Source organism: Bradyrhizobium mercantei (genome assembly GCF_001982635.1).
GTDB lineage: Bacteria > Pseudomonadota > Alphaproteobacteria > Rhizobiales > Xanthobacteraceae > Bradyrhizobium > Bradyrhizobium mercantei.
Genome location: NZ_MKFI01000004.1, coordinates 73,322 through 93,882, shown reverse-complemented (window position 1 = coordinate 93,882; position 20,561 = coordinate 73,322). Strand labels below are relative to the sequence as shown.

17 protein-coding genes are annotated in these 20,561 nt (G+C 64.0%); 9 read left to right on the top strand and 8 right to left on the bottom strand.

The window, feature by feature from the left end; translation table 11 throughout:
- The first annotated feature begins 194 nt into the window (after nucleotides 1-194).
- Nucleotides 195-1,292 carry a glycosyltransferase family 92 protein gene (locus BI327_RS18700; RefSeq protein ID WP_245334868.1) on the top strand — a complete coding sequence of 366 codons (1,098 nt, stop codon included), beginning with the start codon at nucleotides 195-197 and terminating at the stop codon, nucleotides 1,290-1,292.
- A 110-nt stretch (nucleotides 1,293-1,402) separates the two neighbouring features.
- Here the strand turns inward: BI327_RS18700 and BI327_RS18695 are convergent, their stop codons facing one another.
- From BI327_RS18695 to rfbA, 3 genes are all read right to left on the bottom strand, one after another.
- On the bottom strand, nucleotides 1,403-1,969 hold the full coding sequence (locus BI327_RS18695; protein ID WP_083742153.1) for a hypothetical protein: 567 nt from the start codon (nucleotides 1,967-1,969) through the stop codon (nucleotides 1,403-1,405).
- Between the two features lie 166 nt (nucleotides 1,970-2,135).
- Nucleotides 2,136-3,203 (bottom strand): dTDP-glucose 4,6-dehydratase, encoded by a 1,068-nt coding sequence (gene rfbB, locus BI327_RS18690; protein ID WP_076862285.1) that lies wholly within the window; start codon nucleotides 3,201-3,203, stop codon nucleotides 2,136-2,138.
- A complete protein-coding gene (gene rfbA / locus BI327_RS18685; protein WP_076862284.1) occupies nucleotides 3,193-4,104 on the bottom strand; it encodes a glucose-1-phosphate thymidylyltransferase RfbA in 912 nt (303 codons plus the stop codon). The genes rfbB and rfbA overlap by 11 nt, the downstream gene beginning before the upstream one ends.
- A 109-nt stretch (nucleotides 4,105-4,213) precedes the next feature.
- On the opposite strand from rfbA, the gene rfbC reads away from it, so the two are divergent.
- Both rfbC and rfbD read left to right on the top strand, forming a co-directional pair.
- Nucleotides 4,214-4,768 carry a dTDP-4-dehydrorhamnose 3,5-epimerase gene (gene rfbC, locus BI327_RS18680; RefSeq protein WP_076862283.1) on the top strand — a complete coding sequence of 185 codons (555 nt, stop codon included), beginning with the start codon at nucleotides 4,214-4,216 and terminating at the stop codon, nucleotides 4,766-4,768.
- Nucleotides 4,768-5,679, top strand: coding sequence for a dTDP-4-dehydrorhamnose reductase (gene rfbD, locus BI327_RS18675; protein WP_076862282.1), 912 nt, complete (start codon nucleotides 4,768-4,770; stop codon nucleotides 5,677-5,679). Before rfbC ends, rfbD begins: the two co-directional genes overlap by 1 nt.
- A gap of 119 nt (nucleotides 5,680-5,798) precedes the next feature.
- On the opposite strand, the gene BI327_RS18670 is transcribed toward rfbD, so the two are convergent.
- Nucleotides 5,799-7,106, bottom strand: a complete 1,308-nt coding sequence (locus tag BI327_RS18670) for a UDP-glucose dehydrogenase family protein (RefSeq protein ID WP_076862281.1) — start codon at nucleotides 7,104-7,106, stop codon at nucleotides 5,799-5,801.
- Between the two features lie 395 nt (nucleotides 7,107-7,501).
- On the opposite strand from BI327_RS18670, the gene BI327_RS18665 reads away from it, so the two are divergent.
- On the top strand, nucleotides 7,502-9,682 hold the full coding sequence (locus tag BI327_RS18665) for a glycosyltransferase family 2 protein (RefSeq protein ID WP_245334867.1): 2,181 nt from the start codon (nucleotides 7,502-7,504) through the stop codon (nucleotides 9,680-9,682).
- On the opposite strand, the gene BI327_RS18660 is transcribed toward BI327_RS18665, so the two are convergent.
- The gene (locus BI327_RS18660; RefSeq protein WP_076862279.1) at nucleotides 9,623-12,178 is read right to left on the bottom strand and encodes a glycosyltransferase family 2 protein; all 2,556 of its coding nucleotides are present in this window, start codon (nucleotides 12,176-12,178) and stop codon (nucleotides 9,623-9,625) included. The two genes, BI327_RS18665 and BI327_RS18660, sit on opposite strands and share 60 nt — an antisense overlap.
- Nucleotides 12,179-12,200: 22 nt before the next feature.
- On the bottom strand, nucleotides 12,201-13,166 hold the full coding sequence (locus BI327_RS18655) for a hypothetical protein (RefSeq protein ID WP_076862278.1): 966 nt from the start codon (nucleotides 13,164-13,166) through the stop codon (nucleotides 12,201-12,203).
- A gap of 196 nt (nucleotides 13,167-13,362) precedes the next feature.
- On the opposite strand from BI327_RS18655, the gene BI327_RS18650 reads away from it, so the two are divergent.
- The 5 genes from BI327_RS18650 (at nucleotide 13,363) to galE (ending at nucleotide 17,792) form a co-directional block, all read left to right on the top strand.
- Nucleotides 13,363-14,598, top strand: a complete 1,236-nt coding sequence (locus tag BI327_RS18650) for a glycosyltransferase family 4 protein (protein WP_076862277.1) — start codon at nucleotides 13,363-13,365, stop codon at nucleotides 14,596-14,598.
- A 15-nt stretch (nucleotides 14,599-14,613) separates the two neighbouring features.
- On the top strand, nucleotides 14,614-15,276 hold the full coding sequence (locus tag BI327_RS18645) for a ParA family protein (protein WP_076862276.1): 663 nt from the start codon (nucleotides 14,614-14,616) through the stop codon (nucleotides 15,274-15,276).
- A gap of 329 nt (nucleotides 15,277-15,605) precedes the next feature.
- A complete protein-coding gene (locus BI327_RS18640; RefSeq protein ID WP_076862275.1) occupies nucleotides 15,606-16,235 on the top strand; it encodes a transglutaminase-like cysteine peptidase in 630 nt (209 codons plus the stop codon).
- 131 nt (nucleotides 16,236-16,366) lie between these two features.
- On the top strand, nucleotides 16,367-16,657 hold the full coding sequence (locus BI327_RS18635) for a hypothetical protein (protein ID WP_076862274.1): 291 nt from the start codon (nucleotides 16,367-16,369) through the stop codon (nucleotides 16,655-16,657).
- Between the two features lie 139 nt (nucleotides 16,658-16,796).
- Nucleotides 16,797-17,792: a UDP-glucose 4-epimerase GalE gene (gene galE / locus BI327_RS18630; RefSeq protein ID WP_076862273.1), complete on the top strand. Its 996-nt coding sequence runs from the start codon at nucleotides 16,797-16,799 to the stop codon at nucleotides 17,790-17,792.
- 67 nt (nucleotides 17,793-17,859) lie between these two features.
- Here galE and BI327_RS18625 read toward each other — a convergent pair whose 3' ends face one another.
- Nucleotides 17,860-18,837 carry a UbiA family prenyltransferase gene (locus BI327_RS18625; protein ID WP_076863035.1) on the bottom strand — a complete coding sequence of 326 codons (978 nt, stop codon included), beginning with the start codon at nucleotides 18,835-18,837 and terminating at the stop codon, nucleotides 17,860-17,862.
- Nucleotides 18,838-18,882: 45 nt separating this feature from the next.
- Nucleotides 18,883-20,448, bottom strand: a complete 1,566-nt coding sequence (locus tag BI327_RS18620) for a hypothetical protein (protein WP_076862272.1) — start codon at nucleotides 20,446-20,448, stop codon at nucleotides 18,883-18,885.
- Between the last annotated feature and the right edge of the window lie 113 nt (nucleotides 20,449-20,561).

The following is a 20,561-nucleotide window of genomic DNA, read 5'->3' as shown; positions in this document are numbered from 1 at the left end:
CAATGGTAATTGCTTGTTGATCTCGTGGGGAGCGGCTCAGGTTGGACATGGAAATTCCTGCATTGTCTAGTTTCAGCTCAGGCGTGAATCTCGATACGCTTCCAGCAAGTGAGATCGAGACAAGGCTTAGAGATTTCTTTTCCGGGCGGATCGCAAATCCGAAACCCGACGAGCTGATCCAATCGGTCACGCAGTTGGAGCAGCAATTCAGCGATTACAAGGAATTCCAGTTTGCCAAGGCGGCCATGCTCGTGCAGGCATGCGACTTCGCCGGCGCGCGTGGAATCCTTCTCGACCTCGTCAAGCAGCTGCCATCCGACTCGCGGGTGTTGCATCGGCTTGCAATCGCGGATCTCAACATGGGATCCGCCCATGAGGCGCAGGACGTCTACCTTTCGGCACTCGCCGCGGCTCCGAAGAGCGAGAACCTGCGCCGCGAGTTTGCCGGCCTGCTGCGCGTGATGGAGGCGAGGAAGCTTTATGCCGGGGTCGACCGGAAGAAGCACGGCCTGGCAGTGGTGTGTGCCATCAAGAATGAGGGCGACGATCTGCTGGAGTGGCTGCACTTCCACAAGCTGGTAGGGGTTGATCACTTCTACCTCTACGACAACGGCAGCACCGACAATACCCGCGCCGTGATCGAGTCCTTCCCGTGGCCCGAAATGATCACCTATCATTTCGTGGAGGGGGAATTCGGCCAGATGCGCGCCTTCTCGCATGCGATCGACAGCTATCGCAATTGTGCCGAATGGTGCGCCTTCATCGATGCCGACGAGTACCTGTTTCCGACCAAGGCCGGCAACATCAAGGACGTGCTGGCCGAGGTCGGCTCGGCGCCGGCGGTCGCGGTGCATTGGCTGAATTTCGGATCGAACGGTCACGATGCGAGGCCGGCCGGCCTGTGCATCGAGTCCTTCACGCGTCGTGCTCCGGACGACTTCCCGGATCATTTCATCATGAAGTCGATCGTGCGGCCCGACACCATCGTGTCCTATCTGCATCCCCATCAATCGCTTGTTCTGGGGTGCTACGTCGCCGAAGACGGCACGCCGGTTTTCCCGATCGGCGGGCGCTGTACCGCTCCCAAGCGGGACAAGCTCGTGATCAATCACTACTACACGAAGTCAAAGCAGCAATTGCTGAAGAAGCGCGAGCGCGGCCGGCCGCTCGGCGACGGCGATCCTGAAAAGATCCGCGCCATGGAGTTCTTCACGTTGCGTGACCGCAACGATCTGGAAGACGCGACGATCCAGAGGTTCCTTCCGGAGCTGAAGAAACTGGTCCAGGGCTGAAGCCGGGACAGTGATTTCCTCAATGGAGAGGGCGCGCCAGGCGGCGCGCCCTTTTCGCTTTTGAAGTGATCTCTGACCCGCAGCGATCGGCTACTGAGGCGCTGGTTCCCTTACAGAGGCTCCAGCCGGTATTTCTCGAGCAGCTGTTGCGCGGCGCGGAGATCGATCTCCGTCGGCCTTTGGAAGATCGACATGTTGTTGGCACGGGCGATTTCCCGGGCGACGGTCCGCACCGAATGGTAGTGGGGACGGTTCTCGAAGTCGTGGATTGCGATGAAGGCTCCCGGTGCGGCGTGCAGCACGCACTGCACGAAGCAGGCCACGCGGAATCGGCCGTCGACGAAATACAGGTCGGCCGTCTTGCTTTCGGGGCGATCCCAGACGCGCTCGTGATATTCGGGCCAGGAGCTCTCCTTCTCCTTCTCCACCGGATAGCCCCACTCGCGGAGCTTGCCGATATCGACATGCAGCAGCAGCGGCTTGGTGCTCGCGCCTTGCGTGGCGTCGCCGACATTGGCGAGCCATTCCGCGGAGGAATCGATCGAAATGACCCACTCCTTCCTGGTTTGGCAGGCGAGCCAGGTGCTGCCCCCCGAGCCGAATTCGAGATAGCGCTTCGAGAGATCCACGAAACTCTTGAACAGTGTCAGTTCCTGACCGTCCATTGCGATTTTCATGGCGGGCTCCCGTGGTTTCTCGATTTGCTGTTGGGCGGGTGGCTGCCAATCCACCGTCGGAAGGCGGTCGCGGCTCGTCAAACCGCGATGAGATTCAGTTGAATCGTCATCGCGGTTCTCGGCTTCCGATTGGCTATCCACGCCGTTGATTTGGAGAGATCGGCGGCTACTGGTTCAGGCCGACGCGCTCGACCTTGTAGCCACGCTCCAGGATCGCGCGCCACCAGGGCTGCTCGTCGACATACCAGCGCACCGTCTTGGCGATGCCGGTCTCGAAATTCTCCGCGGCGCGCCAGCCGAGCTCGGTCTCGAGCTTGGTGGCGTCGATGGCGTAGCGGCGGTCATGGCCGGGCCGGTCGGCGACGAAGTTGATCAGCTGGCGCCGCGGGCCGGCCGCGGCCGGCACGACCTCATCGAGCAGGTCGCAGATGCTCTCCACGACGTGCAGGTTGGTGCGCTCGTTGCGGCCGCCGACATTGTAGGTCTCGCCGACCTCGCCGCGTTCGAGCACCAGGGTCAGCGCCTTGGCGTGATCCTCGACGAACAGCCAGTCGCGGATGTTCTGGCCGTCGCCATAGACCGGCAGCGGCTCGCCGGCGAGCCCCTTGATGATCATGTGCGGGATCAGCTTTTCCGGGAAGTGATAGGGGCCGTAATTGTTGGAGCAGTTGGTCACCAGGGTCGGCAGATCGTAGGTCTCGCGCCAGGCGCGCACCAGATGATCCGACGAGGCCTTGCTGGCCGAGTAGGGCGAATTCGGCGCATAGGCCGTGGTCTCGGTGAACAGCCCTTCGTCGCCGAGCGAACCGAACACCTCGTCGGTCGAGATGTGCAGGAAGCGGAACGCGTCGCGCTTCTCGGGCGAAAGCGTGCGCCAGTGCCGCAGCGTCTCCTGCAGGATCGTGAAGGTGCCGACGATGTTGGTCTGGATGAATTCACCGGGGCCGTCGATCGAGCGGTCGACATGGCTCTCCGCGGCAAGGTTCATCACCGCATCGGGCTGATACTTTTCGAACAGCCGGCGCAGCACCTGTCCTTCGCAGATGCAGGCCTTCTCGAAGGTGTAGTTCAGGCTCTCGCTCGAACCGGGCAGCGAGGCCAGGTTCGCCGCATAGGTCAGCTTGTCGATGTTGACGACGCGGGCATGGGTGTCGCGCAGCAGGTGACGGACCACGGCGGAGCCGATGAAGCCGGCGCCGCCGGTGACGAAGATCGTCGATCCCTTAAACCGCATGTTTGAATACCTCTGCCGTGCGGGGCTGACCCTGGAACGAACGGTAGACCGACAGCAGATACTCGCCGTAGCTGCTCTTGGCGGTCTTCTGGGCCACCCTCGCGAAGGCTTCGAGCGAGATGTAGCCCTGGCGCAGCGCGATCTCCTCGGGGCAGGCGATGCGCAGGCCCTGGCGCTGCTCCAGGATCTGGACGAAATGGCTGGCCTCGACCAGCGAGGAGTGGGTGCCGGTGTCGAGCCAGGCGAAGCCGCGGCCGAGCACCTCGACATAGAGGTCGCCGCGCTCGAGATAGGCCTTGTTCACGTCGGTGATCTCGATCTCGCCGCGCGGCGACGGCTTGATCCCGGCGGCGATCTCGACCACGTCATTGTCGTAGAAATAGAGGCCGGTCACGGCGACGTTGGACTTCGGCCGCTTCGGCTTCTCCTCGATCGACAGCGCCCGCCCGGTGCCGTCCAGCTCGATCACGCCATACTGCTCCGGCGCATTCACGACGTAGCCGAACACGGTCGCGCCCTTCTTGCGGATCGAGGCGGCCGAGAGCATGCTCGGCAGGCCGTGGCCGTAGAAAATGTTATCACCTAACACAAGGGCGACGGAGTCATCACCGATGAAGTCGCGTCCGACGATGAAGGCGTCGGCCAGACCGCGCGGGGTCTCCTGCGTGGCGTACTCGAACCGGACACCCATCTCGCTGCCGTCGCCGAGCAGGCGCTGGAACAGCGGCTTGTCCTGCGGCGTCGAGATGATCAGGATATCGCGGATTCCGCCGAGCATCAGCGTCGACAGCGGATAATAGATCATCGGCTTGTCGAACACGGGCAGCAGCTGCTTGGAGACAACGGTTGTCACCGGATAGAGGCGCGAGCCGGTGCCACCGGCAAGGATAATGCCTTTCATGGTCCCTCACAATTTGACTATCAAAACATAACATATAGCGTGCGCCGCACAAGTTTGTTATGAGAGGGAAATTAACATTTCGGGCGCGTCAAACTGGAACAAATGTTAAATGAACGTCATCAAGACCGAGCTTCCTGAAGTTCTGATCGTCGAGCCGAAGCTGTTCGGCGACCAGCGCGGCTTCTTCCTCGAGACTTATCAGTCGCCCCGTTATGTCGAGCACGGCATTGCGCGTCCGTTCGTGCAGGACAACATGTCCCGCTCGGCCTATGGCGTGCTGCGCGGGCTGCATCTGCAAAACCCGGTCACCCAGGGCAAGCTCGTGACCGTGCTGCGCGGCAAGGTGCTGGACGTTGCCGTCGACGTGCGTGTCGGCAGTCCGAATTTCGGCAAGCATGTCGCGGTTGAGCTGAGCGAGGAGAACCGCCGGCAGTTATGGGTGCCGCGCGGCTTTGCCCACGGCTTCGTGGTGCTCTCGGAAACTGCCGACTTCTTCTACAAGTGCGACGACTTCTACAGCCCCAAGGACGAGCTCTCGATCCGCTGGAACGATCCGGCGATCGGAATCAACTGGGGCGTCGATAAGCCACAGCTGTCGGCCAAGGATGCGGATGCGCCGCTGCTTGCCGACGCCAGCAATCTTCCGACCTATGGACAAATCTGATGCGGATCTTGTTGACGGGAACACGCGGCCAGGTTGGCAGTGCGCTCAAGCCGCTGCTGGAAAGCCACGGCACGATCATCGCGCCGCCGACCGCGGAGTTCGATCTGTCGAAGCCGGAGCAGTTGACGGCTCAGCTTGACGATCTGAAGCCCGATCTCATCATCAATCCGGCGGCCTATACCGCGGTCGATCGCGCCGAGGACGAGCGCGAGCTGGCGTTCCTGGTCAACGCGAAGGGACCCGAAGCGCTGGCCCAATGGGCCGCGGCGAACCGCGTGCCGCTGGTGCATTTCTCCACCGATTACGTTTTCAATGGTTCAGGCGACCGGTCATGGCGCGAGGACAGCCCGACCGAGCCGTTGTCGGCCTACGGCGCGAGCAAGCTTGCCGGCGATGTCGCGGTGCAGGCGGCGGGCGGGGCGCATCTGATCGCGCGCACCTCGTGGGTCTATGCCGCCAAGGGCACCAATTTCCTGCGCACCATCGCGCGGCTCGCCGGCGAGCGTAAGGAGCTGCGGATCGTGGCCGATCAGATCGGCGCGCCGACCACGGCGCAGGCGATCGCCAGTGCGGTGGCCGGCATCGTTCTGCCGAACCTCACCACGCTGCACGATCAGCTCGCGCGCAGGGGCGGTGTCGTCAATCTGGTTTGCGCCGGCGAAACCAGCTGGCACGGCTTCGCCACGGCCATTGTCGGCGGGCTGCGGTCGCGCGGCGTAACGCTGGCGGTCGAAAACATCGTTCCGATCGCCACGGCCGATTTCCCGACCAAGGCGGTGCGCCCTGGCAATTCGCGGCTGGATCTGTCGCGGCTGAAGGCGCAGTTCGGTGTGGCGATGCCGACCTGGCAGGAAGCGCTCGCACACGAGCTGGATGCATTCGTGCAGCTCGGTGCGCCCGCCCACGCCTAGAACGTTCTCGCGCGACGTAAACGCGTCAGAAAAAACCGGAGCCCCGTTTCGATTCGATCGAAACGGGGCTCCGGGATTGAATTGACCGGCGGCTATCGTCGCCGGTCGGTTGCGGCCGCTCAGCGCGGCCGGCCGATGCTGTCGTAGGTGAAGCCGTGCGCGGCCATCTCGTCCGGACGGTAGATGTTGCGCAGGTCGACCACGACCGGATGCTTCATCTCCTGCTTGATGCGCTTGAGATCGAGCGCGCGGAACTGGCGCCACTCGGTCACGATAACAAGCGCATCCGCCTGCCGCGCGCATTCATAGGCATCCTTGCAGTACTCGATTTCCGGCAATTCCTTGCGGGCCTGCTCCATGCCGACGGGATCGTAAGCCCGAACCTTGGCACCGAAGTCGATCAGGCCGTTGATCAGCGGGATCGAGGGGGCCTCGCGCATGTCGTCGGTATCGGGCTTGAAGGTCAGGCCGAGCACGCCGATCGTCTTGCCGCGCAGCTCACCGCCAAGCACGTTGGCGACCTTGCGCGCCATCGCGCGCTTGCGGTTGTCGTTCGCGGTCAGCGTGGCCTCGACGATCTTCAGCTGGACGTCGTGGTCGAGCGCGGTCTTGAACAGCGCGCGGGTGTCTTTCGGGAAGCAGGAGCCGCCATAGCCCGCGCCGGCATGCAGGAACTTGGTTCCGATCCGGTTGTCGAGCCCGATGCCGCGCGCGACCTCCTGCACGTTCGCGCCGACCCTTTCGGAGAGATCGGCGATCTCGTTGATGAAGGTGATCTTGGTGGCGAGGAAGGCATTTGCGGCGTATTTGATCAGTTCCGCGGTGCGCCGCGCGGTATAGAGGATCGGCGCTTGGTTCAAATAGAGCGGACGATAGACTTCGCCCATCACCCTCTTGGCGCGCTCGTCCTCGGTGCCGACGACGATGCGGTCGGGATGGCGGAAATCCTGGATCGCGGCGCCTTCGCGCAGGAATTCGGGGTTCGACGCCACGGCGAAATCCGCGTCGGGACTGGTCTCGCGGATCAGGCGTTCAACCTCGTCGCCGGTGCCCACGGGCACGGTCGACTTCGTCACCACCACGGTGAACTTCTTGAGCGCCGCGCCGATCTCCTTGGCAGCAGCGTAGACGTAGCTCAGATCCGCATGGCCATCGCCGCGCCGCGACGGTGTTCCAACCGCGATGAATACGGCATCGGCGTCTGCCACGGCTGGCGCGAGCTCGGTCGTGAAGGTCAGCCGTCCCGCGGCGGTGTTGGTCTCGACGAGCTTGTCCAGGTCCGTCTCATAGATCGGGATCTTGCCGCGCTTCAGGGCTTCGATCTTGCCGCCGTCCTTGTCGACGCAAACGACCTGATGGCCGAAGTCGGCAAAACACGCTCCGGACACGAGACCTACATATCCCGTTCCAACCATTGCAATCTTCATGAATCCGCTCGTCGATCAGTGTGGAGAGGAGGAGTTAGCACTAGCACAATTAGCGCCGATAACGCCAAGTTTTATAGCGCATAGTTTGTGTTGAAGCCCGGCGGCTTTTTGTGCAAACGGTGATTGCCTCGGTGCAGGTGAGTGCGCGCTAGTCACCTCGGGCGCGCCATGGACACATTCTCAACTTGAAATCGACTGACAATCGAGCCGCCGTTTGAGGGGTGGACATGAGCACGATGACGATTGGCAAGCAGAGGTCCTCAGGAGCTGAATACGCGTCGGTACAAACGCAATTCTCCAGATACGATCGCACGACGTTTTCTGGGTTTGTTTATGACCGCGCCGATCTCGGCCGACGCTACACCGTCGAACTGCTCGTCGACGGCGAGCCATACATGTCATCATTGTGTGACGAGTTTGTAACAGAGCTCGCCGACGGCGGGATCGGCGACGGCCGTTTTGGTTTTACCTTCAACGTGCAGGAAGAAGTCAGCTCCAGCGCCGGGATCGTTGAGGCGCGATTGGCAAATATCGGAAGTCCGGTCGGCACTCCGATTCGTTGCGATGTCGCAGTACCGGACGCGCGGTGGCACCGCATTGGCGATATCGAATGGGTCGGAGGCCTGCGCTTCGAAGGCTGGCTTGCGCAGGACATCGACGAAGACGTCGAAATCCTGATTGCGCAACGGCCGGTGATGACCGTGAAGCCGACCGGCTGGACCAATGTTGCGCGCGGCGGCGAGTTCGGCGTCGGCCGCCGGATCGATTTCCATCTGCCCGAGCATTTTGCCGACGGCCGCATGCGAGGACTTTCGGCGCGGACGATTTCGGGACGGAATCTGATCTCGGAGCCGGTTGCCTTTGTCGCATTCGAGCGCGGATTGGAGCAAACGCTCGCGGGTCTCGGACGCTGGGAGAGCGAGCGATTGCGCGGCGAGCTGTTCGACCGGGTGCTGCCGGCCTCGATGCCGCTTCACGCCTATCGCGGCTGGAAAGAGCGCTTCTCGCCGACGACGGAATTCGAGCGGTCCGAGATTCCATCTGAAGCCACGGTCGTCCTGATCGGCGAGGTCAGGGTGGACGAAAGCATCGAAAGCCTCGAAGCCCAGCGGCACACGGCGTGGTCGGCGGTGTGCCTGCCGGCGCGCGGCTTCAGCCAGTTCGATCCGAACGCGGCGCGCGAGTTTGTCGACGGCGATGCCGCCAACAGCGAGTACTTTGTTTTCTGTCTGAGCGGGACGATCCTCGCCGAGGACGCGTTGCAGCGCGTCGCCAATGTCTTCGCGTCCGAACCCGGTTGCGATCTGGTCTACGGCGACGTCGAGGTCCCGGCGGGCGCCGGCGCGGTGTGGCCGCTGGCGTTTTCCGCATTCGATCTCGAACGCGCGCTCGAGCAGGGCTATGGGGCATATTGCTTTGCGGTGCGCCGGGACCACGCCCTCGAAGCGCTGCGCTCGGCGGCGTCGCTCTACGATATCTTCCTGTCCTGCGCGGAACCTGATCGAACCTATCATCTTCCGGGAGCAGTTGCGGCATTGCCGCAGATCGATGCGGCGGCTGCGACCATCGAATTGGCCGCAGCAAGCAAGGCCTATTTTGCCAGGGCCGGCATCGAGGCGAATGTCGAGCCGCGAAAGGCGGGTCTGCTTCCTGCCGTTCAGGTCAAGCGCACCGTCGATTGGAACGAGCGCACCACGATCATCATCCCGACCAGAAATCGCGCCGAGCTGCTCAAGCGATGCATCGAGACGGTCACGCCGGCCGCAAATGAGACCAACGCCCGGATTCTCGTCGTCGACAACAGCTCGTCCGAGCCTGAAACGCTGGACTATCTGGAGAGCCTGTCCGCCGAGGACATCGACGTCATCTCGGTCGAAGGGCCGTTCAACTTCGCATTCATCAACAATGCCGCCGTCGATTGCGTCGACACGGAGAACATCTGCTTTCTCAACAATGATATCGAGGCGCTCGACGACGGCTGGTTGTCTGAGATGCTGTGGCGGCTCGCGGCTCCCGATGTCGGAGCCGTCGGCGCCAAGCTGCTCTGGCCGAGCAGTGTCGTGCAGCATGGCGGAGTGGTGCTGGGGGCGAATTTCTCGGCCGCCCACGCCTTCAACGACCGGATGGATGGTGATCCCGGCTACGGCGATCTGCTCCAGGTGGCGCACGAATGTTCGGCGGTGACGGGAGCATGCCTGTTGATGCGCAAGCGCGATTTCCTGGCCGTCGGCGGCATGGATGAGATCCGCTTTCCGATCAGCTTCAACGATATCGATTTGTGCCTGAAGCTGCGCCAGCTCGGAAAGCGGATCGTATTTTCGCCGGATGCGAAGCTCGTGCATCTGGAATCGGCAAGCCGGGGCCGCGATTCCGCGCCGGATCGCAAGGCGCGCTTCAAGCGCGAGCTGTCGATGCTGCGCGCGAAATGGGGCGAGGTGCTGATCGACGATCCCTATTACAGCCCGCTGCTGGGGTTGGATTCGACGCCGTTCTCTTCGCTTGCATGGCCGCCGCGGTCATGGAAGCCGCGCGCCAACCTGCCGCCTGTGCCGGCCGCTCCTCCGATCGGGATGTAGCTGGACATCCTCGACCACCCAGCCGAGCACGGCCGCAATCGTCTGATCGGAATCAAGGCCCGGCGGCAGCCTCAGGTCGGTTGTTCGGCCGCGCGCCGGCGGTGTCGCAATCCACTGTGTCGCGGCGGCCGGCAGTCCGGTAGCCAGCAGCGCGTCCGCCAATGGATGCCCGAACGCCGGTTCGCCGATGTCGAGAACCAGTTTGGTGATGCCGTGACCTTCGATGAGCGTGGCAATTTCGTCGACTGCGATTTCGCCGCTGACCGTAACGTTGGTCCGTTGCATCAGCTTGAGATCGTCGAGCGTGGTACCCAGCACGACGATCTCGGCGTCTTCGTCGGCATCGGCCATTTGATCGCTGAGCGCTCTGACGAAGCGGAATTCCGCGGCGCTTGCGCGCAGGGCAAGCACGCCGAGCCGCGCCGGGCCGCTCGCGGCGCGATGCGGGGGGCATGGTGCGGGAGGATCGGTCAGGCGGGTCGCTTGCAGGCCGAGGACTGCTTCGGAAAAGGCGGCCCCGTCTTCACCGATCACAGCCACGCGCCGCGCCCCGGCGATCAGGTCTGTCCAATCCGGATGTGCGCCTGATCCAACCGCGGCGCGGGCTGCAAGTCCGGTGTCGGTGATCAGCAGGTCATAGGCGAAATGGTGTGTGAGCTGCGCCAGGCAGGTCCCCGGGATGCGGTTCGGCTCCGCGATCTCGAGCGACCGGACTCCGAGATCGGCGAGCAGCTTCAGAAGGGCTTCGCACCCTTCTGGCGTCGCAACGTCGAGGGCGATCGACTGCGGAGCGCCATCATCCGGATCGAAGATTGCAGCGAGCTGACGTTGTCCCTCCGCGCGGATCTGCACGACCAGGCCGCGCTGATCCTCCGCCGCGAGCTGGCCGCACCGCCGGATCGCAATCTCCCGGCCGATTGGGGAGCCGCACAGGATGACGTGCGCCCCGGTGGGGTGTCGTTCGTTCGCGAGCAGCTTGAGCTCGAGCGCCGCGCGGCAATCGCGAAGCGGATCGGCAAGCAGGAACGCGGCGCACTCCGTCGCGTAGCGCCGGTAACGGTGCTCGAGAACGCGCAGATTGCGCAGCACCAGCGAACGCTTTTCGCCGAGAAACGAGCGCGAGCCCTCGTGTCCGACAAAGACCGAAGGGATGCACACGTTGCGGAAGCCGGCCTCGGCGGCGCGCAGGCAGAAGTCGACGTCCTCGAGATAGCCACGATAGAAGTCGTCGGAGAGCTCCCGCACGGCGTCGAGGCATTCGCGGGTGATGTAGAGGCAAAACCCGATGCCGTTGGGGATGTCGACGGCGATCCCGGAGTTTGCGCTGCCTGCAAGTTCGTCCAGCAACTCCAGTTCGGCAGGTGAGGGCAGGGGATTTGACCGGTTCGGCACTGGAAAGCTGGTGTACTCGCCGTTGTTCGACAGCGGCGTCGCCGTTCCCACGCCCGGCGTCGCGCGCACCGCGCTGCGCAAGCGTTGCAGCGCGTATTTCGGCACGATCGTGTCCGCATTCAGCAGCACGACGTCGCCGGCACCGGTCTCGGCGAGCGCCCGGTTGACCGCGCCGACAAAGCCGAGATTGTGCGCGTTGGTCAGGAGCCGGATGCGCAACTCGGCCGCCAGTTCGCCGAGCAGACGCTTGATGTCGGGCTCGGGCGAGGCATCATCGACGACCACGATGGTCGAGCCCGGCGTGCAGGCGGCGGCAGTCAATGCGCTCTCGATGCAGGCGCGCGTTGCGGCCAGATCCCGGTAGACCGGGATAATAATGGTGAGCGGGGGAGTTTCGCCGTTTCGGGCGCGAGCCGGCCGTTGTGCTGCGCGCCGGCGATCCGGTACGCGGTTGGCCGGGAGTTGGATGCTTGCGATGACCCGGTCGGCCTGCGTGATCTCGAGGCGTTGCGAGGTCTCGGACACCGGCCGTATCAGGCGGAAGCTCGCGGCGCGCCTCCCGCCGAGCGCGAATCTGTGACGGGGATCGGACGGAAGCTGGAGGGCGCTGGATTGATCCGCCTGCGCCAGCGAAAGGTGCGGGTCATCAGCCCCTCGCCACGTCACCCATCCCTTCACCTCCTCGTCGAGGAAGTCGACGCGCGCGCAGCAATCCTGGCCGCTCTGTTCGAGCAGCACGAGGGCACTCCTGACCGAATCCGGATCGTCGTCGCGCCGCGCGACGCCTCGCGCGGCCTCGACCTGCTGAAGACCGTCGCCCCACGCCATCATTCGCCGTGCTGCGACCAGGTCGTCGGGTTCGAGCTCGATCGCCCTGGCCACGCTGGCGACGGCGGCATCCCTGAGGTCGAGATGAAACAGCGCTTCTGCGCGCAGCAGGTGAGCGCGCGCGCCCGGATGCGGCAGGATCCGGCAGCGGCGGTCGGCGAGCGCGAACGCACGACGGAAATCACGCGCCTCGAGCGCTGCAACAGCGGCGCGCTCGAGATCGGCGTGGTGGAGCGCTTTGGACGTAAATGCGATCCTGCGCGCGTTGGCGGTCAACTGTCGCCCTTATCTGCCTTGATCAGCCCGCCGTCTTGACCGCGCTCTGCCGGCTCCGGAACACGCGCACGCGTCCCTCGAGGCGCGGTCCATCGACGCGTGGCGCCGGATTGATGGGTTCGGCGCGCCGCGGCTGCTGCGGCGCCAGCGGCGCTGCCTGCACCCGGCGTTCTTCGAGATTGAGCTTGAGGCCCACCAGCGGTTCCCGGCCCGAAGGGCCCGACACCACGATCCGGTTTCCGGTGACCCGCAGGGCGGGAGCTCCCAGGAATATGGTCTCGGCCGAGATGGTGTAGCGATCCACGCTCGGACCTGTGGCTTCCAGCGAGAACCCCGTGATGGCCAGCGCGCGTCCGCGGGTTCCGGCAAAGGTTCCAAGCGGAACGAACTGGTTGTCGCCCCGCTGCGGCCTGGCGAATTTGACCGCATATTGCAGGTTGAGATCGTGCGGCTTGTTCGGCCATTCCAGCGAAATGCCCTCGATTCGGGCCGGCGCGGACGGTCCGGCAATCCAGGTATTCGGACCGACCGTGACATCACCCAGACCGGCAACATGTGCGAGCAGCTTGAGGTCGCTTGGTCCGCCGCGGTCATACCCGGGATCGGGTTCGAACGCGTCGTACGGCTGGCTCGCCGGCTGCACGGCCGGCGGGGCTTGGAACTGTCCCTGGAACTGCGCTTGGGGCTGTCCCTGCGTTAGCGGCTCGATCTTGATATTGGCGGCGGTCGATCCGCCGACGCGCCCCGCCGTGACCTCGACGATCACGCGGCTTGGCCGGGCGACCGACACGACCAGCGCGGTCTCGGGCGCGAACAGGGTTCCATTGACCACATCGGGTCCGGTAATGATATTACAATTGTTAACACTGGCGCGATCCGCATAGACGCGTACCACCGGAGGTGATGTTTTATCCTCCGCGCCATTGTACCGAACCAGGAAGAGACCCCGTGCCAGATCAATGGTTTTCTGCTGAATCTGTTCGTTCATCGTCGCCTGCGAGCTTAACGGAATGGATTGATATGTCTCCCGCAGTGTGCCCCAAAAATCTGTGTGATAGAAGGGGGCTTAATGTTAATCCGGTAAGATAGTTTCACCCGTGCATATCGATGACACACTGCCGGTCATGATGCCGACCCTGACCTCAATCGAAGATCGCGCGGCCGGGGGGCGCGCCCGCCCGCCAATGAACGTCCTCTTCGTCCACAATAACTTTCCAGCCCAGTACCGCCACATTGCGCGGGCGCTCGCGGAGCAGCCCGGCAACAAGGTCGTTGCCGTCGGGTCGTCGACTGCGACGACGACGCCGGATATCAGGCTGCTCAAATATTCGACCACCAAGTCGGATTCCTCGCCGGTCCATCCTTTCGCCCGCCGCTTCGATGTCGAAGCGCGGCGTGCCGAAGAGGTTCTGTATGCGCTGTCGTCGCTGTCGGGCCAGGGCTTCGTGCCCGACCTGATCTTCGCGCATCCCGGCTGGGGCGAGACGCTGCCGCTGCGCACGATGTTTCCGAAAGCGCGGATCATCCTCTATTGCGAATTCTACTACGGCGCCGAGGGCAGGGACGTCGGCTTCGATCCCGAGTTTCCCATGACGGGCCTCGACGGCAACGTCGCGCTGCATTTGAAGAATGCGACCACGCTGCTGGCGCTCACCGAATGCGACACCGGCGTTTCGCCGACGCCATGGCAGCGCTCGACCTTTCCCCGCGAGTTTCAGAGCAAGATCGAGGTCATCCACGAAGGCGTCGACACCGACGAGGTGAAGCCCAATCCGGTCGCGCGGTTTCAGCTGCCGAACGGCGCGATATTGTCGGCGGACGACGAGGTGATCACCTACGTCTCGCGCAATCTGGAGCCGGTGCGCGGATTCCATGTCTTCATGCGATCGCTGCCGAAGATCCTGGCGGCGCGGCCGAATGCGCAGGTCGTGATCGTCGGCGGCACCGGGACATCGTACGGCGCCAATCCGCCCAAGGGCTCGAGCTGGAAGTCGATGTTCCTGGACGAGATCAAGTCGGATATCGACCTTCGCCGCGTGCATTTCCTCGGCCGGATTCCGCGGGAACCCTATCTCGAGCTGCTGCAGATCTCCTCGGTGCACGTCTACCTGACCTATCCCTTCGTGCTGTCATGGTCGCTGCTGGAGGCGATGAGCGCGGGATGCGCGGTGGTGGCATCGGACACCGCCCCGCTTCGCGACATCATCTCTGACGGCAACGGCCTGCTGGCGCCGTTTTTTGATATTGATGCGCTGTCGGATCAGGTAGTCTCGGTGCTGTCACGGCCCAAGGCCTTCAAGAAGATGCGGATGAAGGCGCGGAGCTTCGTGAGGGACAATTACGACGCGAAGCGGGTCTGTCTGCCGCGGATGCTGACGCTCGTTGATGAAGGTGTCCTCCCGCGCACGCACGGGGGATAACGCCAGGAGTTTGCGATGCCGCTTGTCATCTCGGTTGCCCAGCGCAAGGGCGGGGTCGGAAAGACGACTCTCGCGGTCCTGCTGGCCGCAGAACTAGACCGGCGCACTGGCGTGGTGGGATTGGTCGACGCCGATTCCCAGGCGTCGGCCTGTCACTGGGCCGAGCCCGGTAATTTGACGTTCCCGGTCTACCAGCTTGATCCGGAAACCCGCCCGGTAGCCGAATGGGCCAAGCTGATGCGCCAGATCCCGCATCAGATCATCGTCGTGGACTCAGCGCCCAACGATCGCGTGCTGGGCGCCGTGCTCGCGGTCGCCAACATCGTGCTGATGCCGTGCACGCCGTCCGGCCTCGACATCGAGGCCACCGCGCGGACGCTCGACATCGTGCGGGAGGTGCGTGCCTCGCGGCGAACCGCGCTCCGTGCCATGATCGTGCCGAACCGCGTCGATCAGCGTACGCTGGAAGGCCAGCAGTTGATCGAGGAACTGGATACGCTCGACGAAGAGATCGGGCCGATGATCGGAAGCCGCTCGGCCTATGTTCGCGCCGTCGCATTGGGACAATCGGTCGCCGATTTCGCCGGCGGCACGCCCGCGGATATCGAGATCAAGACGCTCGCCGATCTCGTCATGAACTGGTGCGGTATCGCACCCCGGCAGCGCGTGACGATCTAGCATTAACAAAGCCGGCCGGCTGCTTCACGTCAGGCTAACCATGCTTGCATGGGAACGAGAAATCCTGCGCCGCAACCGATCCTGCGCCCGACGGCCGCATCCGCCGAAGCCGCGGCAAAAGGCTCCCGAAAATACCGATAACGCTGCGATCCGTTAGCCGGCACGCGCGTTATCACTCCGCAGCCGAAAGGCTTGCCGGCACGGGAACCTTGCTTGGTTAACGGACTGCAAGCGCGCGTCAGGGCATTTGAGGCAAATGCCGCCGCGCGCTTGAGCCTAAGCTCAAGACATTTCCCGTACATGCTTCCCGTCACGGTGGGGAGTGAACAATGTACAACGTCAAGAGAGTGATGGCCTTGCTGCTGGCCATCGTCGCGCTCGGGACCAGCGCGCGGGACACCCAGGCTGGAATGATCGGCTTCCCGCTGCCGCTGCGCGGCGTGGTCGAGAAGATACGCTTCAGCGAGCCGACGCTGGCGCCGATGGCCTACACCATGTTCTGCATGCGCTATGCCGATGAATGCAAGCCGAAGCCCCGCGCCCGCATGGTGTTCCGCGGCGGCGCGACGCGTCTGACCAAGCAGCGCATCGCCGACCTGATCGAGGTCAACGCTTCGGTCAATCGCAGCATCGCGCCGCAGCGAAACGAACGCGGCCTGGCCGGCGAGGAATGGCTGATCAATCCGGCGCGCGGCGATTGCAACGACTATGCGGTCAGCAAGCGCCATGAACTCTTGGCGCGCGGCTGGCCGATGCGCAATCTGCTGCTGAGCGAGGTGGTGACGTCCTGGGGCGAGCATCATCTCGTGCTGGTGGTCCGCGCCCAGGGCGGCGACATCGTACTCGACAATCTGAACGCGCAGATCCGCAGCTGGTCGCAGGCGCGCTATCGCTGGGTCCGGATGCAGACCCCGGCAAATCCCGATCACTGGGCCGCCGTCGCGCAGGTCGGCGCCTGACTTCTCAAGGCTAGAGCTCCATCGATCGAACGTGGCGCGGCGAGACATTTCGCCGCGCCACTTTTCGTTCGAGGAAGGCCGATGATCGCGAAGGCTGCGACGGTCGGCGGAACGATCGGACGCCTGACCGGTTGACTCCGATCCGACTTATCGAGGGCATCGAGATGAAGCTGGCCGGCCTTGTCACAACCGCGACGCTGGTCGTTGCCACAGTTGCTCCCGCGCTCGCGCAGGGCACCGGGCAGACCACGCAGGGCGCGACCCGCTATTCGATCGACGGACCGGGCGGCGGCGTTCCGACGTCGCGGCCGCAGGCGACCCGGCCGGTGCCGCCGGCAACGCCGGCTTACCCGAATGGGAGGCCGTCACGATACGGGCCGCCGGTCGGGCAACAGAGCAACGTTCCGCTGGGGTCGCGTTAACGGTTCCACCGGCGGCAAATCCGTGCGGTCTTAACGCTATTCGCATCGCCGTTTTGCCACGCCAGACGGAATGTCGTACCCATGCGATCACTGCGCCTGTTGATGCGCAGGATTGGTCCGCGCAGGGACGACCTTTTCAATGACGAGCAGGGGTTCGATTCTCATCACGGGCGGCGCGGGGTATATCGGATCCCATTGCGCCAAGGCGGTTGCCGAGGCGGGGTTCGTTCCGGTCGTCTATGACAATCTGTCCACCGGCCATCGCAATTTCGTGCAATGGGGACCGCTGGTACTCGGCGACATCGCCGATCACGACAAGATCGCCGCCACCATCCGCGAGCACAAGGCGCTCGCCGTGATGCATTTCGCCGCGTTCAGCGCGGTCGGCGAATCCGTCGCGGATCCGCAGAAATACTTCTCCAACAACGTCGCCGGCACGCTCGGCCTGCTGCGCGGCATGCGCGAGGCGGGCTGCGACCGCCTGGTGTTTTCCTCGACCGGTGCCGTCTATGGCAATGCCGGGCGCGATCCAATTCCGGAGAGTGCCGCAGGCCCGACCGTCAATCCCTACGGCCGCTCCAAATTCATGATCGAGCAGATCCTGGCCGATTACCGCGCGGCCTATCGGTTCAACTCGGTCTGCCTGCGCTACTTCAACGCCTGCGGCGCCGATGCCTCCGGCAGCATCGGCGAGCTGCGCGATCCCGAGACGCATCTGATCCCGCGCGCGCTGATGGCGCTGCTCGGGCACGTGCCGGACTTTGCGATCTTCGGCGAGGATTACGACACGCCTGACGGCACCGCGGTGCGCGACTACATCCATGTCGACGATCTCGCCGCGGCGCATATCGCTGCGCTCGAACTGCTGCTGAAGGGCGACGCCGGCGGCGTGTTCAACCTCGGCACCGGCACCGGCTATTCGGTGCGCGAGGTGCTCGACGCGATCCGCGCCGAGACCGGCGAGGCGGTGCCGAGCGTGGTGCGCGAACGCCGGGCCGGGGATCCGCCGATCCTGGTCGCCGATCCCTCCAAATCGGAGAGCGGCCTCGGCTTCAAGGCGAGGCGATCGGACCTCGGCCACATCATTCGCTCGGCCTGGGCGTGGCACCAGAAGGCGCATCCGCGCCGGCGATGAGCATGATCCGGAAAAGTGCGAAGCGGTTTTCCGACAAGATCATGCTCAAATAACAATCCCGACGGCCTCATTCCAGCGTGATGTAGTGCTGCTCCGCGAGCCGCGCGAGGAACGGCATGTCGACGAAGCTCGCCACGAGGAAGACGGCGACCAGCGCCAGCACGATCAGCACCAGGCCGCGCTCGCCATAGAGCTTCTCGGGCTTCTGCGCCGACGAGCCCGGCGACGTCGACATCGAGAAATAGGCCGTGAACAGCATCACCACCAGCGGCATCGCGAGGATGTACTCGATGCGGTACTTCACAAGGAACACCGACAAAAAGAACACCGAGAACAGCGAATAGCTGAGGCAGGAAGCGGTCAGCGACACTTCGGTGTAATGGGCGAAGCTTGCGCGGTAGCGTGCCAATAGCTCCCTGCCATGGGAGGCGGCGATCTCGCGGTACTCCGACAGCCGCTTGGCGGCCATCAGGAACGCGCCGCCGAACCAGTAGCACAGGATCACCGAGCCCGGCGGCAGCGAGGTCGGGTCGATCATCGCCCAGCCGATCAACAGCCGCAGCGGATTGTTGACGGACTCCGAGATGACGTCGAAATAGGCCTTGTCCTTGCTGCGCAGCGGCGGGACATTATAGACGATGCCCTGCAAGGCGAAGACGCCGGCCGCGAACAGCATCAGACGGCTGCTCGCAGCCGCGCAGATAAGCCCAATCGCGATCAGCAGCAGCCATTCGAGTCCGATGATCTTGCCGTCCATCACGCTTTGCACCGCGGAGCGCTGCGACTTGGTCGGGTGATGCCGGTCGAACTCGCGGTCGAACCATTCGTTGATCACGTAGTTGGCCGACGCGATGCAGATCGCGGCCGCAAGGCCGAGCGTGACGGAGACGGCGAGATCATCGCCTCGCGCGCCGCGCAACAGCCAGGCGAGAATGATCCCGGGAATGATGAAGATGTGCTTGGTGCTGTGATCGAGCCGCAGGATGGCAAGGTATTGCCGGATGCCCGCGGCCGGCAGCTTGCGGGTGTCGAGCTTGCTGTCCATCAGCGCCATCGCGCGGGTCCTTTCCTGTCGTCCTCGATCGATCGCCTATTTGAGGAGGTAGACGTCGAAACTCTCGTCGGTCTTGGCGGGATCGAAGCGGCGGATCATCGTGGTCGCTTCGCGGAAATCGCGGATCTCTGCGGCCGAGGCACGGAACGTCCGCCAGTCCTTGCCTTGGTCGTAGATCTGGCCGGGCGTGATCTCGTCGAGCCGATAGGCCAGCAGGATGATGACGGGGGCGCCTGATGTCTCGCGGAGCTCGCGTGCCAGCCGCAGCGTCTCGCCGAGATCGCCGTCCATCCGGCCCTTGCGCGTGAAGATCACGACGCTGCCGAATTTGTGGTCGCGGGCGAGATAGAGCGGGTTCTTGACGTAGTAGGGCAGCGCCTCGACCAGCCATTCCGGCTCGCTGAGGATGACCGCGTTGGTGAGATCGGCACGTGAGGCGATCAGGCGGCCGAGATCGGCGCTGCGGCTCGCGACAACGCCGGTCACGGCGTTGCGCAGATCGTTGACGCCTGCCGCGCTCTGGATCGCGAGCACCAGCAGGAGCGACACGCGTCCGATCGCCGCCAACGGCGAGGCGGATGGCGCGGTGATCCGGCTCCAGCCGATCCAGTACAGCGTGATCAGGAAACACAGCCAGACCGCGGCGTGGCGGTAGGCGCCGTTGGCGGCGACGGCGAAGAACAGCGATGTCAGCAGCAGCGCGGCGAGGGCGGCGAGGAAGGCGGGAGGCCGCAGCAACAGCCCGAGCGTCGCGCCGAACAACAGCACCGAACCCGCAATCCCCGGCAGCAGATTGGCAAACAGCGCCCCCAGCGACGTCGCGCCGGGGTTCACCAGCGAAAGGATTGCAGCCGCCAGCGGTGAAGCGTGCGACCAGTCCCGGGCCGCCGCGTCGTTATAGGTCGGCAGCATCGTCACCGCACAGATCGCGACGCCGATTGTCGCAATGATGGCATTGATCGCGAAATTGGTCAGTTGCGGCGACCAGCGCCAGCCGGGTTGGGTCGCGCGTTGGGCCTCGAGCAGGTCGAGCAGCCAGAACAGCAGGAACGCGCCGGCCATGATCGCACCGACCACATTGGTGTTGGCGAGCAGGAACAACAGCGCGCCGAGCAGGACGCCGCGGTCGCGATGGGCCGCATAGCAGGCCGCGATGGCGAACAGGAACAGGGCCGAGATACCGTAATTCCGGGCCATCACGACATATTCGAAGAGCAGCGCGTGGCTCGTGATCAGCAGCAGGACCAGCGGCCGCGGGAACGGCGAGCGGAAGATCAGCAATGCGGCCGTGAGGAGCCCGACCACGAAGGCAACCGCGGGCAGCACCTCGACCCGGCCGAACACCGCATGGGCGCCGCGCAGCAGCAGGTACCAAAGGGCAGGGTGGCCCTCGCCATGCAGCCCCTTCAGCATGGCGAACAGATCGTCGCCGTTCAGCGCAATGGTGAGCGCGCGGACCTCGTCGCGCCACATCACGTGACGGGCGATCTGGAAGCCCGCCAGCGCGATCCACCCCGCAAGCAGCACGAGGTCCGGCCAGGATCGGCGATCCCGCTTCGGCGCGAAGAACCAGTCGTCCAGGATCTGCAAAGAACGGCTCAATGAACCCTGCTGCTGCTCGGATTGGTAACGTCAGACCGCGGCGTCATCTGCGGGCTTTGTCATTTGTGTTAACAGTAGAAGCCACCTACAATGTTGTAACATTATGGGCAAAC